The 14,180-nt window shown below is 70.2% G+C and carries 11 protein-coding genes; 3 read left to right on the top strand and 8 right to left on the bottom strand.

Annotation, left to right across the window (positions count from 1 at the left end):
- Positions 1-19 precede the first annotated feature (19 nt).
- From WFI00_RS05390 to WFI00_RS05380, 3 genes are all read right to left on the bottom strand, one after another.
- Positions 20-979 (bottom strand): GNAT family N-acetyltransferase, encoded by a 960-nt coding sequence (locus WFI00_RS05390; protein ID WP_336630448.1) that lies wholly within the window; start codon positions 977-979, stop codon positions 20-22.
- A gap of 122 nt (positions 980-1,101) precedes the next feature.
- Complete coding sequence (locus WFI00_RS05385; protein WP_336630447.1) at positions 1,102-2,298, bottom strand: exo-beta-N-acetylmuramidase NamZ family protein; 1,197 nt, start codon at positions 2,296-2,298, stop codon at positions 1,102-1,104.
- A 93-nt stretch (positions 2,299-2,391) separates the two neighbouring features.
- Entirely contained in the window at positions 2,392-3,261 is an 870-nt protein-coding gene (locus WFI00_RS05380; RefSeq protein WP_336630446.1) for a MurR/RpiR family transcriptional regulator, read from the bottom strand.
- A 151-nt stretch (positions 3,262-3,412) separates the two neighbouring features.
- Between WFI00_RS05380 and WFI00_RS05375 the strand changes: the two genes are divergently transcribed.
- From WFI00_RS05375 to WFI00_RS05365, 3 genes are read left to right on the top strand one after another with little or no spacing between them, the layout of a single operon-like run.
- Positions 3,413-4,330 carry an N-acetylglucosamine kinase gene (locus tag WFI00_RS05375; RefSeq protein ID WP_336630445.1) on the top strand — a complete coding sequence of 306 codons (918 nt, stop codon included), beginning with the start codon at positions 3,413-3,415 and terminating at the stop codon, positions 4,328-4,330.
- A complete protein-coding gene (gene murQ, locus WFI00_RS05370; protein WP_336630444.1) occupies positions 4,323-5,282 on the top strand; it encodes an N-acetylmuramic acid 6-phosphate etherase in 960 nt (319 codons plus the stop codon). The genes WFI00_RS05375 and murQ overlap by 8 nt, the downstream gene beginning before the upstream one ends.
- Positions 5,283-5,310: 28 nt before the next feature.
- Complete coding sequence (locus tag WFI00_RS05365; protein WP_336630443.1) at positions 5,311-8,112, top strand: FAD-binding and (Fe-S)-binding domain-containing protein; 2,802 nt, start codon at positions 5,311-5,313, stop codon at positions 8,110-8,112.
- Positions 8,113-8,143: 31 nt separating this feature from the next.
- Here WFI00_RS05365 and solA read toward each other — a convergent pair whose 3' ends face one another.
- The 5 genes from solA to WFI00_RS05340 are packed head-to-tail and all read right to left on the bottom strand — an operon-like array spanning position 8,144 to position 14,090.
- Positions 8,144-9,304 carry an N-methyl-L-tryptophan oxidase gene (gene solA, locus WFI00_RS05360; RefSeq protein ID WP_336630442.1) on the bottom strand — a complete coding sequence of 387 codons (1,161 nt, stop codon included), beginning with the start codon at positions 9,302-9,304 and terminating at the stop codon, positions 8,144-8,146.
- 41 nt (positions 9,305-9,345) lie between these two features.
- Positions 9,346-10,482: a tyramine oxidase subunit B gene (locus tag WFI00_RS05355; RefSeq protein ID WP_336630441.1), complete on the bottom strand. Its 1,137-nt coding sequence runs from the start codon at positions 10,480-10,482 to the stop codon at positions 9,346-9,348.
- A gap of 51 nt (positions 10,483-10,533) precedes the next feature.
- Positions 10,534-11,550: an ABC transporter permease gene (locus tag WFI00_RS05350; protein ID WP_336630440.1), complete on the bottom strand. Its 1,017-nt coding sequence runs from the start codon at positions 11,548-11,550 to the stop codon at positions 10,534-10,536.
- A 24-nt stretch (positions 11,551-11,574) separates the two neighbouring features.
- Positions 11,575-13,074: a sugar ABC transporter ATP-binding protein gene (locus tag WFI00_RS05345; RefSeq protein ID WP_336630439.1), complete on the bottom strand. Its 1,500-nt coding sequence runs from the start codon at positions 13,072-13,074 to the stop codon at positions 11,575-11,577.
- 14 nt (positions 13,075-13,088) lie between these two features.
- Positions 13,089-14,090 carry a sugar ABC transporter substrate-binding protein gene (locus tag WFI00_RS05340; RefSeq protein WP_336630438.1) on the bottom strand — a complete coding sequence of 334 codons (1,002 nt, stop codon included), beginning with the start codon at positions 14,088-14,090 and terminating at the stop codon, positions 13,089-13,091.
- Positions 14,091-14,180 lie beyond the last annotated feature (90 nt).

Genomic DNA, 14,180 nt, shown 5'->3' with positions numbered 1-14,180 from the left:
CTCTCGAATCGAGCCGTGATCAGACGGCGGTAGGCGCGTGCAGGATGGTGAAGGTGCGAGTGACCGAGAACCCCGTCTTGAGGTACAGGTGACCTGCCGGAGAGGTCTCCTCCGTCCAGAGGAACCACGCCGAGTGCGCGCCGAGAGCGCGCATCCTCTCGAGGGTCAGATGCAGCAGGATCTCGCCGAGCCCCGTGCCCCGACTCTCGGGCAGCACCCCGAACGGACCGAAGCGTTCGAGGACGTTCTCGTACGTGCCGTGCATCGCCCAGCCGAGCATGGTGCCCGAGGGGTCCCGGCACACGACGATGCGCTCGAGTGACTGGCCACCCAGCACACCTTCGCGGATCCCCCGGGCCCAGTCCGCATTGAAGCGCCGTCCGGCGATACCGATGAGATCCACGAGATCGTCGCCGTCGGGCGATCCGAACGACCAGCCCTCCGCGCGGAGCGCCTCCACGCGATCCCGGACCCGCTCCGGAAGGGCGTAGTCGGTGAGCGTCCGGTCCATCGCGGCGGCCTTGTACTGCGTCTCGAAACCCAGCGAGCGGAGAAGCCGCGAGGCCTCGGGATAACGCTCTTCATCCAGCCCGGGGAGGATGTAGTTGGGGGTGTAGGACGAGAAGTACGCCGCCCGGGCCCCCGAGTCGCGGAGCCACGTGAGGGCGGCGACGATGAGCCGCCGGCCGAGCCCCGCCGACCGCGCGCCGGGGACGACGAAGAAGAAGGGGATCCACCCCGCATCTCGTTCGAGGTCGTCGCCGTCGGCGGCGATCAGCCTGCGGACCGCATACGCGGCACCGACGATGCGCCCCGCCGCCTCCGCGACGAACAGTCCCTCCGGGTCGAAGTTCCGGTCGAGCAGCACCTGGTCGCGGAGGCGCATGTACGTCATCGGATCACCGGGGGCCGCTGCCGTCCACGCTTCCGCCAGTTCGGGCCCGTCTCCGGCCCGGAAGCTCCGGATGGTGGTGTCCATGCTCGTCTCCTGACTCGTCGCATCGGTGCGATTTCGGGTGGTGAGACTGAAGTTACCTTCACACTCAAGTGTGTGTCAAGCACTTTCATCCAACTTAGCGCGACCGGCAATCATTTCCACATCTATCGGGGATAGAGCAGGACGTCGTCCCCGTACAGCGCATCCACACGCGTGCTCGACACGCTCAGCGAGTCGAAGTCACCCTCCTCGTCGAGGGCTCGACGGAGCGTCGAGGAGCCCCACAGACGATCCAGCGCGTATCCGCGGTCACCGGGGTCCAGCCGCTCCCCCGCCGCGAGGCTGTGAACCGCGTCAGGAGCATCCGCGCGAGCCAGCCTGAGGATCTCGACCGCGGTCCGAACGGGCTCGTACGCGACCCGATCCACGATGTGCAGCTGGATGCCTCGGCACAGCTCCCCGGCGAACTTGTGGAAGGTCGGCTCGAACTCCACCTCGCGCACCACCACACCGGGAAGGCCGAGTGCGCGCACGGTCTGCGCGAAACCGTCCGACAAGAACGGTGCCCCGACGATCTCGAACGGACGGGTGGTGCCCCGCCCTTCGCTCAGCGTCGTCCCTTCGAGCAGCCCCGTCCCGCAGAACGCGTAGGCGGTGTCCAGGGTGGGCATGTTCGGCGACGGCGGCACCCAGATGGTCCCGGTCGCGGCGAACCCTCGGGACGCGTCCCATCCCTGCATCTGCACGACCGTGAGGTCCACCGCCAGTCCCGCACGTGCGAGGTCGCGCGAGACGAACAGCCTCGCGAGCTCACCGGCGGACAGGCCATGTCGTTGTCGGATATCGGTGCGACCGACGAAGCTGGCGTACTCGGCCGACGCGATGCCGGGGCCGGCCGCGAGCGCGCCCCCGAGGGGATTGGGGCGATCCAGCACCGTGAAGCGGATGCCGATGCGCGCCGCGCTGTGCATCAGATCGAACAGCGTCCAGACGTAGGTGTAGAACCGCACACCGATGTCCTGCATGTCGAAGACGAGCTCGTCGACGCCCGACGCCGCGAGCATGAGGTCGAGATCCTGGGACGAGGCGAGGTAGGTGTCGTAGATCGGCAGTCCGGTGCGTCCGTCCACCGCCGCGGAGGACGCGGCGCCGGCCTGCGCAGCACCGCCCAGTCCGTGCTCGGGAGCGAACAACGCTGTGATCGGCACCCCGGCGCCGCGCAGGGCATCGATCGATCTCCCGAGGTCGGGCGCAGTGCCGGTGAAGTTGGTGAGCAGCCCCACCCGCGATCCCCGGATGAGCGACCGGTCCGCGATGACGCGCTGGACGCCGGTGAGGACCTGCTGATCGGTCTGGGCCATGGAGTCACTCCTCGTGGAACGGGTCGCCGGAGCGACGGACGGAGATGCGGCACGACACGGCTGCGGGCGGGCGCCCGCTGCGCACCGCCGGGGTCAGATGCCGTCGCGGAGATCGCGGACGACGTCGTACGTGCTCTTGAGCGCCTTGACCGTCCGGTCGTATCGGCCGCGCGCCACGCCCACGAACAGGTAGTCGACGAGGGTGAGCTGAGCGATCCTGCTGGCCATCGCCCCCGAACGGAACGTGGTCTCCCGCACCGCGGTGCGCAGCACGGCATCGGCAAGCGAACCTATGGACGAGTCGGGCAGGTTCGTGATCGCAAGAGTGAACGCGCCCGTGGCGCGGGCGGCTTCGAGGAAGGCGACGACCTCGCGGGTCTCCCCGCTGTGGGAGAACGCGATCACGACGTCCTTGGGTTCGGTCAGCGTCGCCGACATCACCGCCTCGTGCGGGTCGTGGAAGGTCAGGGCGGTGAATCCGATGCGCAGCAGCTTCTTGGTGAGGTCCTGCGCCCCGGCATTGCTCGCGCCCATCCCGAACGAGACCACGCGCCGCGAGCGGATGATCCGCTGGATCGCCTTTCCGAGCACCTGCATGTCCAGATTGTCCGCAGTCTCCCGGATGCCGACGATCTCGCTGTTGGCGATCTTGGACACCATCTCCTCGAGGGTGTCGCCGGCGCTGATGTCACCGCCGTGCGCGCTCATGACGTTGCCGGCGAACTCCGCCGACTCACGCGCGAGCTCCGTGGCCAGCTGCAGCTTCAGAGCGGGATAGCCCGCGAACCCTGCGGCGTGGCAGAACCTCACGATGGATGCTTCGGAGGTCTGACACAGACGCGCCAGTTCGGAGATCGTGCTCTCCACCACCACCGACGGGCGCTCCAGAACGACATCCGCAATGCGCCGCATCGTCGGCGGCAGACCCGCCGCGCGCGCCTGCAGGGTGCTCTGGATGCTCACAGACAGAACACTAGCCCTCGCCGTCATCCCGATCTCCGATCCGTCGGCTCCACTCCATCAGCAGCTCGCCATGATGTCAACCATTTACATCCACGCCAACCTTTATGTAAATTGATTCATGACGATGAAGACGCGAAAGAGAGGCGATGGCGTGGAGACCGACCGCACGAGCTGTGTCGCCGTGGACCTCGGGAAGACGAAGGTGCGGCTACGCGGCTATCGCACGGAGACGCCCCTCTCGATGACGGGTGCCGGCGCTCCCGGCTTGGCGCATGGCGAGGGAGCCGACGCGGCCGTGCGCAGCATCACCGCTCTCATTGCCGGCTGGTCCGCCGGGATCAGAGCTTCCATCGATACCTGGGCGGTCGGCGCGGCGGGCGCGGATGTCGCCCCGTCCGCGGCTCGTCGCGCCGCCGAGATGCTCCGGGCCGTCGTCGATCGACCGGTGGCGATCACGTCGGATATGGTCACTGCGCACGCCGGTGCCCTCGGTGGGCAGGCCGGGACGCTGCTGATCGCCGGCACCGGTGCCGTGGCCCTACGGATCGACGTCGACGGGAGCGCGGCACGCTCCGACGGATGGGGGCCCGTCCTCGGCGACGAGGGAAGCGGCCGATGGCTCGGCGAGGCGGGACTCAGGGCAGCCCTGCGAGCATCGGATGGACGCGGACCGCGGACGGCTCTCACCGACGATGCGCTCCTCCTCTGCGATGGCCATCTGTCGTCCTTGCCGGGAATGGTCTCCGGCATCGACAGCGCGGCCCGGATGGCCGCTTTCGCTCCGCGTGTGCTGGACCGCGCTCGAGACGGCGATCCGATCGCCCACGAGATCGTGCGCGAGGCGGTGGCACGGCTCGCGACCGCTGCAGCATCCGTGCGCCCCGGGGACGGGCGCATCGTGCTGACCGGCGGGCTGGGTGATGACCTTCTCTTCCGCGAGGAGCTGACCACGGCCCTGGCCGCGGAAGGCCTGACACTGCACCACCCGCTCGGAGATGCGCTCGATGGCGCAGCGGCGCTCGCTGCCGCATCCGACCTCCCTCACGAAAGGCTCGTCATCCGTGTCTGAACCCCTTCCCGGCCCTTCGACGACGGCGTCGGACCTGCTCACCGAACTGTCGACCCTCACCACAGAACAGGTCTCCGACGACCTGCGCGACCTCGACACCCTCTCGACCTCGCAGCTCGTTCAGACCATGAACCGTTGGGACCACGACGTGCCGCGCGCCGTGGAGCGCGTCCTTCCCGAGATCGCCGCGGCGATAGACGGGGTCACGCAGCGACTCGCCGACGGGGGCCGGCTCGTCTATCTCGGTGCGGGGACGCCGGGGCGCCTGGGCATCCTCGACGCGAGCGAGTGTCCGCCGACCTTCAACACCGATCCGGGCATGGTGGTCGGGCTGATCGCGGGAGGTGACGGCGCGATCCGCACGGCGGTCGAGAACGCCGAGGACGACCCCGTCGCCGCCGTCAACGACCTCGAATCCCTCTCCCTCACGGCGCGCGATGTCGTGGTCGGCATCTCCGCATCGGGACGGACGCCGTACGTCGTCGGCGGGCTGCGCCACGCACAGGCGCTGGGCGCACTGACCGTCGCGGTCGCCTGCAACAGTCCCTCGGCGATCGGGGACGCCGCCGACCACGCCATCGAGGTCGTCGTCGGCCCCGAGATCGTCGCGGGGTCGACGCGGCTCCGGGCTGCGACGGCGCAGAAGCTCGTGCTGAACATGATCTCGACGATCACGATGGTGAAGCTCGGCAAGACGTTCGGCAACGTCATGGTCGACCTCAGGGCGACCAACGAGAAGCTCCGCGCACGCAGCCGGAGGGCCGTGATGCTCATCACCGGAGCAGACGAGACACAGGCGCAGCACACCCTGCAGCTCGCCGCGGGCTCGGTGAAAGTCGCCGTCGTGATGCTCCTCACCGGGCTCGAGGCGTCCGACGCGCACCACGCTGTGGAGCGCGAGCCCAGCCTCCGCCGCGCGCTCGCCTCGGTCTCCTCCGACCGCCGGCGATGAGCAGGGAATCGTGCCGGACACGCCGTCGATGAGCAAGCACGCATCGCTGCGCTCGGCTCTGGGCGAGCCCTCACGACTCAGCGTGCGCGCGATCGACCGAGCGGCCTACGCCCCCGACGCCTCGCACTTCCTGCTCACCCCTCGCGCCGTCGTGACCGCGGCAGATGCGGGCGAGGTCAGCGCGATCCTTCGAGCGGCATCCGCCTCGGGAGTCACGGTCACGTTCCGGTCGGGGGGCACGAGCCTGTCGGGCCAAGCGAGCACGGAGGGCGTGCTCATAGACACACGCACAGCTTTCCGCCGCATCGACATCCTCGACGACGGAGCACGCGTGCGCTCCCAGCCCGGAGCGACGGTGCGTCACGTGAACGCCCGGCTCGCACGGCATGGCCGGAGAATCGGCCCGGACCCCGCGAGCGAGGTCGCCTGCACGATCGGCGGTGTGGTGGCGAACAACTCCAGCGGGATGGCGTGCGGGACGGTCGAGAACACGTACCGCACGCTCGAGTCGATGATCTTCGTCCTGCCGGGCGGCGCCACCGTCGACACCGCCGCGGCGGACGCGGATGCCATCCTCCGCCGCGAGGAACCCGAGCTGTTCGAGGGCATCCTCCGCCTCCAGCGGAGGGTGCGAGAGGATCCGACGTCGGTGTCGATCATCCGGCGGCAGTTCGCCATGAAGAACACGATGGGCTACGGGGTCAACGCGTTCCTCGACTTCGACTCGCCCGTCGACGTGCTCGCGCACCTGATCATCGGCAGCGAGGGGACCCTCGCCTTCGTGGCCGAGGCCACCTTCCGCACCGTCCCGATCGCGCCCCACGTAACGACGGCGCTCGCGGTCTTCGGCACGCTCGACGAGGCCACGCGCGCCATCCCCGCGCTCGTGGCGACACGGGCGGCGACCCTCGAGCTCCTCGACGCGACGAGCATCCGCGTCGGTCAGTCGATCGCCGACGCCCCGCCGCAGATCCAGGGCTTCGAGGCCACCTCCCAGGCGGCTCTGCTGATCGAGTACCACGCGCACGACGACGAGGACCTGTCACGCCTGGCCCGGGAGGGTGCGGCGGCGCTCGGGCAGAGCGCGCTGCAGACGCCCGCCGAGTTCTCGAGCGATCCCGGCGCGCGGGCGCGCGCCTGGAAGCTCCGGAAGGGCCTGTACGCGTCCGTCGCGGGGGCGCGGCCCTCCGGCACGACGGCGCTGCTGGAGGACATCGTCGTGCCCGTGCCGTCGCTGGCCGCGACGTGCGAGGGGCTGCACGACCTGTTCGCACGCTACGGCTACCGCGACAGCGTCATCTTCGGGCATGCGAAGGACGGCAACATCCACTTCATGCTGACCGATCGCTTCGAGAGCGAACCGGCGATGGCACGCTTCGAGGGCTTCACCGCCGACATGGTCGACCTCGTCCTCGACGCCGGAGGCAACCTCAAGGCCGAGCACGGCACCGGGCGGGTCATGGCCCCCTACGTCCGGCGTCAGTACGGCGACGAGCTCTACGACGTGATGAGAGAGCTCAAGCGCCTGTGCGACCCCGCCGGCATCCTCAATCCCGGCGTGATCATCGCCGACGATCCGACGGCGCACCTGCGCGACATCAAGCGGACGGACCCCATCGAGCCCGAGGCGGACCGCTGCGTCGAGTGCGGGTACTGCGAGCCGGTGTGCCCCTCGAAGAACCTCACCCTCACCCCGCGGCAGCGGATCGTCGTGCGGCGCCGGATCGCCCGGGCCCGTGCGGAGGGCGACACGCCCCTCGCAGATGAGCTGGAGCGCGACTACGACTACGCGGGGATCGACACCTGTGCCGTCGACGGGATGTGCGCGACCGCGTGCCCGGTCCTCATCAACACCGGTCAGCTCGTCAAACGTCTGCGGCGCGAGGAGGCCAACCCGGTGCTCGCCGCGGGATGGACGGCCGCCGCGCACGGATGGGGAGCGGTGAGCCGGGTCGGTGCCGCGGCGCTGACGACCGCGGACCACCTGCCGGCTGGCCTCGTCACGGGGGCCACGAGAGCGGCCCGCGCGCTCCTCGGTGCGGACACCGTGCCGCGATACGACCCGGGGCTTCCCGGCGGCGGAGCGGCGCGCGGCCGACTCCGGGGCCGGGCGGGCGGAGGAGACGACGCCCCCGCGGCCATCTACCTCCCGGCGTGCGTCAACAGCATGTTCGGCGCCGACGGGGGCGGGGTGGGGGCGACCGAGGCGTTCCGGCTCCTCCTCGAACGCGCGGGCGTCCGCGTGGTCGTGCCGGACGGCATCGAAGGCCTCTGCTGCAGCACCCCGTGGACGTCGAAGGGCTTCGCCGGCGGGCGCGCCGTCATGGCCGCGCGCGTGGAGCGCACCCTGCGGTCGGAGGATGCCGCGCTGCCGATCATCAGCGACGCCTCGAGCTGCACCGAGGGCTTCGCGCATCTCCTCGCCGATCTGGGCGGGCGGGCGACCGAGGACGCGGTCGCGTTCGTCGCCCGCGTCGTGCTGCCCCGCCTGGGCGACGTGTCTCCCGTGGCCCGGAGGCTTGTGCTGCATCCCACGTGCTCGTCGGTGCAGATGGGCCTCGATCCGGCGCTCCGCGCGATCGGCGAGGCCGTCGCGAGCGAGGTGATCGTGCCGGACGCCTGGGGATGTTGCGGCTTCGCCGGCGACCGGGGCATGCTGCATCCGGAGCTCACCGCCTCCGCGACCGCCGCCGAGGCGGCGGAGGTGCACACCCTCGGCGGCGACGCCCACGCCTCGTGCAACCGGACGTGCGAGATCGGCATGACCCGTGCGACCGGGAAGACGTATCGGCACGTGCTCGAGCTTCTCGAGGAGGCGACCCGCTCCTGATCCCCCGGACTCCGACGTCGCGAAGTGCGGCTCAGGCGATCGCCCACCCCTCCCGATGGGCGGCGATCGAGAAGAGGGGGTTCTGCCACTCGCTGCGCCCGTCGACGGCGAGCTGTGCGAGCGCTTCGCCCCACACCGGGGAGAACTTGAAGCCGTTGCCGCTCATCCCGGTCGCGATCGCGATAGCGCCGTCGGCGATCGTGTCGACGATCGGCAGCCGCGCCGCCGTCATCGAGTCGGGATGCACCGACCAGCGCACCGGGTCGGGCACGAGATCGGGGATGATCCGCTGCGCCTGCTCGCCGATCCAGCGCAGCTGCTCCGGGGTGAGCTCGGTGAACCGGTCGGCGTAGTCGCCGACCTCCGGCAGGATCACGTGCGGACAGATCTTGATGCTGAAGCCGTCGAGAGTGGGCACCCCGAAGGCGTGCACGTCGCCGAGGTCCCGCATGAACCCGGGGAATCGGTCGGGAGTGAACCACTCGATGTGACGCGGGACGAGCCAGGTCAGCCCGAACGAGGCGACCGTCACGAGGTCGGCGAGCTCGGGCACGAGCCGCGTCGTCCACGAGCCGGTCGTGACGATCACCCGGTCGGCGACGACCTCACCCCGCGGCGTGACGATCCGCACGCCATCACCGGTCGGATCGATCCGCTGCACCCCGACGCCGCTCCACACCTGCGCCCCGAGACGCTCCGCGGCCTCGATCCCCGAGAGGACGGATGCCTCCGGACGCGATCCGCCGCCGAGCGGGTCGAGGATGCCGAGATCGTCGTCCTCGACGGCGAACTGCGGGTAGCGGGCACGAAGCGCCGCAGCGTCCAGCACCTCGGACTGCAGGTCGAACTCGTCGATCGCCTGCAGCGTCTTGGCGATGTCGGGGTGGCCCGACGGGGCGAGGCTCAAGGCTCCGGCCTCGAGAAGCAGTCGTCGCCCGCTCTCGGCCTCGAGCTGGTGCCACAGCTCCCGCGAGCGCAGCAGGGCGGGGGTGAAGAAGTGCCCCTCCTTCGCCGCGACCCGGAACAGGCGCGACTCCCCCGTGTACGACCCCGCCGCGTGGAGCGGCCCGTACTGCTCGATCCCGAGCACCGTCCGGCCGGTGCCCTGGAGCGCGAGCGCGGTGCGCCAGAGCGCCATGGCCCCGATGCTCCCGAGCCCCACGACGACGACATCCACTCTGGTCTGCGACATTCCCTGTCCTTCTCTTCTCGTGTCCGTCCGTTCCCGGTCGCTCAGGCGAGCGCCGGGGTCTCCCACAGGTCGAGGCTCACGCCGATGCCCTGCGCCACCGCGCGGCGGTAGAGCACGGTTCCCCAGGCGACGTCCTCGACGGGCATCCCGCCGACGGAGAGGATCGCGATCTCCTCGTCGTCGCGGCGTCCGGGGGCCGCGCCCGCGGCGATCGCACCGAGGTCCTCGAGGTCCTCGGCATCCATGCGCCCCGCGGCGATCAGGTCCATGAACTTGCAGCCGATCACGGGGACGTGGTGGTGCGCGGGCGAGGGGAGCTCCTCCGCCCATGCCTCGTAGAGGCCGATGTTGTCGGCGATCTTCCGGACGTCCGGCCCCTCCATCGCCTCGTCGATGTCGGCCCCCGCCGGCATGCTGAGGAACGCCCCGGGCTTCACCCACTCCCGCTTCACGAGCGGGTACGTGGACGGATCGCCGGTCTCGCCGGACGTGCAGAAGGTCACGATGTCGCTGCCGCGCACGACATCCTCGATGCTGTCGACGTCGACGATCTCGAGCTGCGGGTACTCGGCGAGGGCCCACGCCCGGAACGCGTCGAGGCTCGCCGCCGAGCGCCCCTTGACCTTGACGGTGCGGATGCCCGGGCGCACCGCCAGGAACGCCGCGAGCGAGGTCCGGGCCATGACGCCCGGGCCGAGGATGCCCACGACCGTCGCATCCTCGCGGGCGAGGTGTCGCGCACCGACACCGGGGATCGCTCCGGTGCGGTACGCCGACAGGAGGTTCGCCGACATGAAGGCCAGCGGTGCACCGGTGTCGGTGTCGTTGAGCGTGAACATGAGGATCGAGCGGGGAAGGCCCTTCTCGCGGTTGGCGATGTTCGAGCCGTACCACTTGCATCCGGTCGTGCCGAACGATCCGCCGAGGTAGGCGGGCATCGCCATGAAGCGCCTGTCGGCGGTCGGCTTCGGCATGGTCGGGAACGGCGACTCCTCCGGGAAGACGACCATCGCTCCGTGCGAGTCGTTGTTCGATCCCGCCATCCGGTAATCACCCGCGTGCAGCAGGGTCAGCATCTCCTCCATCGTGTCGACGCAGGCGGGCATGTCGGTGACCCCGGCCCGGATCATGTCGGGCTCGGACAGGTAGAGGAAGTCGATCTGCGGGGTGGTGCTCATGGGGTGTCTCCGGTGTGGGTCGTGGGTCGTGGGGGGCGGGATGACGGTCGGTCAGGTCGAGGTCGCCGGCGTCTCACGGGCGATGCGCACGGCTTCGCGGGCCTGAAGCCGTAGGCGGAGGCGGTGCGTCGCCGCGCCTATCGCGATCGCGGCGACCAGCGCCACACCGCTTGCGACGTTCTGCCAGAAGCTGGTCACGCCGAGCTGCACGAGACTGTTGTTGAGGATGCCGAGGAAGAGGACTCCCACGAGCACGCCGAACATGCTGCCCTCGCCGCCGGTCAGCGCGACGCCCCCGAGGAGGATCGCCGTCAGCACGGTGAGCTCGAACCCGAGGCCCAGCTGACCGGCGGGGGCGGAGTTGAGCCGCGCCACCGTGACGGCACCGGCGAGCCCCGCCGCGGCGCCCGAGACGAGATAGAGGATGAACGGCATCCGCTTCACGTCGACGCCCGACAGGTGCGCCGCACGGGGATTCACCCCGATCGCGTAGACGTGGCGCCCGGCAGGCGTGAAGACGAGGAACAACGCCCCGAGGATGAGTCCGGCCCCGGCGATCCAGACCGCGATCGGCACGGCGAGGAGCGTACCGACGCCGAGGAGACCGAACGCGGACCCGAAGTTGTTGGCACCCAGCGGACTGACCAGCTGAGCCACACCCCGCACGGCGGTGAGGGTGCCCAGCGTCGTGATGAACGCCGACAGGCCGAACAGCGGACTCGCGACCGCGTTGACGAGTCCGACGACGAGACCGACCCCGACCGCGGCGAGCACGGCCACCGCCGGCGACCCGTGCCCTCCGGCCATGATCGACCCGGCGACCACGCCGCCCAGAGCGAGCGTGGACCCGACGGAGAGGTCGATGTATCCGGCGATGATGAGCATCGCGCCGGGCACGGCGACGATGGCGACGATGGCTCCGTCGAGAAGGATGCCCCGGACGTTGACCCAGTTCAGAAGGGTGCCCCCCGTCGCGAGGGCGACGGCCACGATCATGACGATGAGGAGGACGAAGAGCGGATTGGAGATGAGGGCGTTCGTCACGCGATGACGCAGAGTGGTGTCCATTGCGGTCTTCCTGTGTGGACGCGGTCAGGCCGCGGAGTTCTGGGAGTGGATGAGGGCGAGGAGCTCCTCCTCGCTGCTGGCGCGGACGTCGATCTCGTCGACCCGGCGCCCCTTGTGCATGACGACGCAGCGGTGTGCCAGCGCGACGACCTCTTCGGGCTCGTTCGTCGCGAAGACGATCGCGGCACCCCCGTCGGCCGCGAAAGCGCGGATCACGTCGTAGATCTCCGCCCGTGCTCCCACGTCGACGCCTTGCGTGGGGTCGTCGAGGAGCAGGACGCGCACGTCGCTGGTCGAGTTGACCCAGCGACCGAACATCAGCTTCTGCTGGTTGCCGCCGGAGAAGCGCGCCGCCGCCAGACCCGGCGTGGCGGGACGCAACGACACCTGCGCCGCGGCACGAGCGAAGACCTCGGACTCTCGGCCCCGCCGGCGTACGCCGCCGCGCGCCAGCACCTGCATGGCCCGGACGACGAGGTTGTCCAGCGCCGGCAGAGTGCCGAACAGCCCCTGCGTGGCCCGGTCTCCGGGCACGAGCGCGATGCGCGATGCGAGCGCGGACGCCGGCGACGAGATCGTCACCGGCCGTCCGTCGACGAGCACGGTCCCGGAGTCGTGCCGGCGGGCTCCGAAGAGCATCTCCAGCAGACGCGTGCGGCTGGATCCCACGAGCCCGTACAGGGCGATGATCTCCCCCGGGCGCACCTCGAGATCGATCGGCCCGAGCCCGGGACCGCGGAAGTCCTGGAGGCACAGGACCGGCGCGGCGCCCTCGTCGATCGGCGCGGGGGCGGGATGATCCCCCGCGTGACCGTCGCTGATCGCCGCGACCAGATCGGCTTTCGTGAAGGTGCGCTCGGCGGCGGTCCACACCACCCTGCCCCCGCGCAGCACGGTCACCCGATCGGCCAGGCGCATGACCTCCTCCAGCAGATGCGTCACGTACAGGATCGCGATCCCCTGGCCCGCCAGCGACTCGACGAGCGCGGCGAGATTCGTCGCCTCGACCGGAGACAGGGCGGCGCTGGGTTCGTCGAGGACGAGGAGCCGGGCGTCGCGTTGCAGCGCCTTCGCGATCTCCACCAGTTGCCGCTGTCCGATGGAGAGCTCTCCGACGAGATCGTGCGGCCCGCAGACCGCCCCGACCCGTTCGAGGGATCGACGGGCGATGCGGTTCTGCTCCGACCTGTCGAGCACGACCCCGCCGCGAGTGAGCTCCTGCCCGAGGAACAGGTTGTCCGCGACCGTCAGCGACTCCACGAGCGAGAGGTGCTGATAGATGACGGCGATCCCGTGGGCGATCGAGGTGCGCGGCGTCAGAGCGTCGACACGCACCCCGTCGATGTCGATCTCGCCCGCCGATGGCGTCGTGCCGCCGCCGAGGCAGCCGATGAGGGTCGACTTGCCGGCACCGTTGTGCCCCAGGAGAGCGTGGATGCTGCCGGACGCGACCTCGAGGTCGACGCCGTCCAGCGCGAGGGTCGCGCCGTAGCGCTTCGTGAGCCCGGTGACGGTGACGGTCATCGCTCGTGCCCCGCTCAGCCGCCGAAGGCGGCGATGAGGGCGTCCAGGCCCGGGTAGTCGCGCGTGACGAGGTCGACGTCCACGTTGAAGACGCCGTCCTTCAGCGTGCCCGCGGCGATGTCGAGGGGGACGTCGATGACCGCGTTGCCGATCTCCACGGGGTCGATCGTGGTGAGCGCGCGGACGAACTCATCGCGCTTCATCGCCTGGAGCAGAGACAGGTTGCCGTCGAGGCCGCCCACGTAGGTCGAGGCGTCGTCCGCCGCGCGTCCGGAGGCGATCAGCGACTGGTAGGCGCCCTGGGCCGCATCCCCGGACGCGGCGAGCACGATGTTGACGTCGGCGTTCTGCGACAGGACGGAGTTGGTGACCGACATGCCCTGTTCCGGGGTGATCGCCTGCTGCTTCGCGACGACCTGGATGCCGGGCGAGCTGGCGGCCAGACCGTCGGCGATCCCCTGAGAACGTTCGCGACCCAGTTGGATGGTGTCGTCGATCAGCAGCAGCGCCTTCCCCGTGCCGTCGAGGTGAGCGTTCGCCCATTCGCCCGCGTTCTTGCCGAGCTCGTACCCCGAGTCGTAGAAGCTGAACTGGAGCGACCCGTCCTGGTTCTCCAGGTCGCCGCCGTAGGTCACCCAGGTCGACCCCTGGCTGCGGAAGCCCGCAGCGATGTTCTCGATCGCGGCCGGGTCCATCGGGAAGCTCACGACGGCGCCGGGCTTCTTGGTCAGCCAGGTGTTCAGCGTGCTCACCTGCGTGGAGAGGTCCATGTTGTCGTTGGTCAGCTCGAGGGTGACGCCTCGCTCCGCCGCGCGCGCCTTCGCCGCCGACGCGACCACCTGGTAGACGGGAAGTGCGGTGTAGGGGTAGTCGAACAGCACGGTCGAGATGTCACCGGAGGCGGCTGAGGCGTCGGCAGGTGCGGCATCGTTCGTCGTGCCGCACGCGGTGAGCACGAGGGCTGCCGTGGTGAGGGCGGCGACGGCGAGAGCGCCGCGGCGGGTGGAAGTGCGCATGCGCAGTCCTTTCCAGGGTCGGGTGTGACGGTGTCCGGCGGGCACGCCGAACACCGGTGGTGCCGTTGGAGCAGGTGGAGCAGGCGGAAC

It is taken from the genome of Microbacterium sp. MMO-56 (assembly GCF_037146215.1).
Lineage (GTDB): Bacteria > Actinomycetota > Actinomycetes > Actinomycetales > Microbacteriaceae > Microbacterium.
This window is presented reverse-complemented; position numbering and strand designations above follow the sequence as displayed.

Bases quoted from the DNA above. Each gene is read 5' to 3' on its own strand.
- WFI00_RS05390 (WP_336630448.1), bottom strand. From the start codon at position 979: ATGGACACCACCATCCGGAGCTTCCGGGCCGGAGACGGGCCCGAACTG.
- WFI00_RS05385 (WP_336630447.1), bottom strand. From the start codon at position 2,298: ATGGCCCAGACCGATCAGCAGGTCCTCACCGGCGTCCAGCGCGTCATC.
- WFI00_RS05365 (WP_336630443.1), top strand. From the start codon at position 5,311: ATGAGCAAGCACGCATCGCTGCGCTCGGCTCTGGGCGAGCCCTCACGA.
- solA (WP_336630442.1), bottom strand. From the start codon at position 9,304: ATGTCGCAGACCAGAGTGGATGTCGTCGTCGTGGGGCTCGGGAGCATC.
- WFI00_RS05355 (WP_336630441.1), bottom strand. From the start codon at position 10,482: ATGAGCACCACCCCGCAGATCGACTTCCTCTACCTGTCCGAGCCCGAC.
- WFI00_RS05350 (WP_336630440.1), bottom strand. From the start codon at position 11,550: ATGGACACCACTCTGCGTCATCGCGTGACGAACGCCCTCATCTCCAAT.
- WFI00_RS05345 (WP_336630439.1), bottom strand. From the start codon at position 13,074: ATGACCGTCACCGTCACCGGGCTCACGAAGCGCTACGGCGCGACCCTC.
- WFI00_RS05340 (WP_336630438.1), bottom strand. From the start codon at position 14,090: ATGCGCACTTCCACCCGCCGCGGCGCTCTCGCCGTCGCCGCCCTCACC.